4 protein-coding genes and 1 pseudogene are annotated in these 2,555 nt (G+C 49.9%); all 5 read left to right on the forward strand.

What is annotated here, in order from left to right; all coding sequences use genetic code 11:
* Positions 1-712: hypothetical protein (locus tag BVH01_RS24085; protein WP_218189095.1), on the forward strand; the 712-nt coding region annotated here is incomplete at its 5' end.
* Positions 712-1,143 carry a hypothetical protein gene (locus tag BVH01_RS08120; protein WP_075929860.1) on the forward strand — a complete coding sequence of 144 codons (432 nt, stop codon included), beginning with the start codon at positions 712-714 and terminating at the stop codon, positions 1,141-1,143. The genes BVH01_RS24085 and BVH01_RS08120, both read left to right, overlap by 1 nt.
* Before the next feature lie 215 nt (positions 1,144-1,358).
* Positions 1,359-1,610, forward strand: coding sequence for a toxin glutamine deamidase domain-containing protein (locus BVH01_RS08125; RefSeq protein ID WP_075929861.1), 252 nt, complete (start codon positions 1,359-1,361; stop codon positions 1,608-1,610).
* Complete coding sequence (locus tag BVH01_RS25155) at positions 1,600-1,872, forward strand: YrhB domain-containing protein (protein WP_075929862.1); 273 nt, start codon at positions 1,600-1,602, stop codon at positions 1,870-1,872. Before BVH01_RS08125 ends, BVH01_RS25155 begins: the two co-directional genes overlap by 11 nt.
* A gap of 54 nt (positions 1,873-1,926) precedes the next feature.
* A pseudogene (locus BVH01_RS25160) lies at positions 1,927-2,427 on the forward strand (hypothetical protein); the annotation flags it as partial.
* Positions 2,428-2,555 lie beyond the last annotated feature (128 nt).

Here is a 2,555-nt window from a genome sequence, read left to right on the forward strand (position 1 = left end):
AGCTGTAAGCCTCGCAGGTAACGTTCTGATCAACGCCATGTTTGGTGACAAAATTGATGCCTTAAAAGAAACTGCTGCTGTTGGCATGACCGCAGGTCTGGGCGAGAGGGATAAGAAGAATGTTCAGGAAGACCATGAATATGCCAAACAGCAATACGCCGCTGGAGAAGAAGGTTATTTAGATGGTGACGAGGGTGTACTTGCATCCCGTTTCCTGATTGACTTGGCTGCTGGCGAAATTGGTTCACTGACCAAAAAAGTGGCCGGGAAAGCTGTTGGAGTTGTATCGGGTGGGCAACAGGGGAGTGGTTCGGGTCCAAAAGCAACTGGCGAAGTTGTGCCGCCCACGCCTGTTGCGTCTTCAGGTACGACGAGGACAGGTGTTGTTCGTGCAAATGCTACTGACTGGCGAACATTGCGTGATAATTGGGACGATCTTGGGTATGGCCAAATATTGAGTGCTGAAAATCGGGCCGCTATCGCTAAAGGTCGTACCCCGAGAGTTGACGATGCATGGATTAAGGTTTTCCCGGAAGATGCAGGGTTGAAGGGGGAGCGGATTCCTATGCATCATATCCAAGGCTCGCCACTTACTGTGCCATTGCCTGATACACGGCATTTAGACGCACATATGCCTGGAGGGTTTAGATATAACCCAGGTGGCCCTGGATCAGCACTCCCGGCATACCCACCGAAGAAAGGAACTGAGTAATGCATGTCATGCCGCTAGATCATGCGAAACAGAAGTTAATCTTTTATGTGGCTCAGGACTTGGACCAGTCAATTAAGTCTGATGTGCAGCAGCTGGTGAAAGAGCTTGCTGCTACAAGGGTATGGAGCATTGCCCCACCAAGACTGATTGATGAGATAGACGAAAATGGTTTGGAGGTAGTAGGTGGGGTGTTGGAAATTTATTCAGCTTTGCCGCCATATATACTACCTCTTGATGTGGACTCGAAGAACCTAGAGGAAGTAGAAGAGCTGATTGGTGCTGTCAGAGATTTATCTAAAAAAGAAAGTCTTTCCTTTGAGTTTCAATTGGATGCAACTTATGTTGGCAGCATTGAGGATGGTGTCGTTGATCGAGTTCTTCAGGAAGGCTTGCTTGCGCCGTGGAGAGATAATCTCAGAGGGAAAAGTTGAATTAAGAGTGTACAAATACAGTATTCATCTGACACCGGCCCCGCGCCGGTGTTGTTTTATTCGCGGTCAGCGCCAGGCAGTAGCCACCCCTCCACGATCCTGCCCCTGAACCCCTCCAGAATGGCCTCGATGCCGAGCGTGCCCTAGGCAAAATCGATGGGGTCAGAGTCATTGATTCGCCGATAAAGTCAACAGATGGGGTCTCGATTAGCGTATTGGAAAAGCAGTTTGGTACAAGATTTGTGCCTGTTTCCTCTCCAGAGCATATTTCTAAAAAGATGGCTGGTATGGGGGCTGGGGCGCGAGGGATCGTGTATGGATCATATGGGCCTGGCCAGACCGGGCATGGGTTTAATGTTGTAAGTCAAAATGGTGTTATTAGGTTTTTAGATGGGCAGACAGGTAAGGCTGCTAATCTTAATGTTTTCAAGTCGTTTATGTTTTTGCAAATTAACTATGAATTTTGAAGAGTCTTTGTCGGTTGTTAATGACTACTTGAGTAGGGCTTCGACTTCGCTAGTGGTAACGCATTATGAAGAGTCTCCAGAGGGTTGGCTTTTTTGTTTTAATTCTAAGGAGTATGTTGATACAGGTGATTTCTCCTCTCAGCTGGTTGGGGATGGCCCTGTTTTAGTTGATAAAGATACTGGTGAAATGCATTTTTTCGGCACGGCATTACCGCCCATAGAGTATGTGAAGGAATACTCTCTGAGAAAAAGAAATTCATAGAATAGGGATGTTCGGGGACAGACCACGAATATCCCCTGGTCTTTAAAAACATAAACCAACCCGGCCTTCGCCAACCTGGGTAATTTCCTGAACTCCGACTACCTGCTGAACAAGCTGGGCTACGACCCGGATCAGGCACAAAAGCGTCTGGGCGATGGCCTCTACGAGCAGCGCCTGATCCGCGATGCCATCACGGCCCGCACCGGCCAGCGCTTTATCGCTGGCCTGGACAGCGACGAAGCCATGTTCCGCTACCTGATGAACAATGCCATCGCCAGCAAGGAGTCATTGCAGCTCAGCGTTGGTGTGAGCTTGAGCGCCGCGCAGGTAGCGGCGTTGACGCACGACATCGTATGGATGGAAGAAGTCGAGGTCGCCGGGGAGAAGGTGCTGGCCCCCGTGCTCTATATGGCGCAGCCGGCCAATCGCCTGATGGCCAACGGCGCGCTGATTCATGGTCGCGACGTGACGCTGATCAGCGGCGGTTCGCTAAGCAACAGCGGTACCCTGCGTGCCAGCAGCAACCTCTCTGCCACCGCCGTGAATATCGAAAACCGTAGAGAATCGACGGGGTCAGAGTCATTGATTCGGTCATACAGCTAAATCAATGACTCTGACCCGAATGGCACTTACTTTGTATTCAACTCATTGATCTGAAACGAAAAAGGCTGCTCCAAGTCTAC

Source organism: Pseudomonas sp. PA1(2017), from assembly GCF_001945375.1.
In the GTDB taxonomy this organism is placed as follows: domain Bacteria; phylum Pseudomonadota; class Gammaproteobacteria; order Pseudomonadales; family Pseudomonadaceae; genus Aquipseudomonas.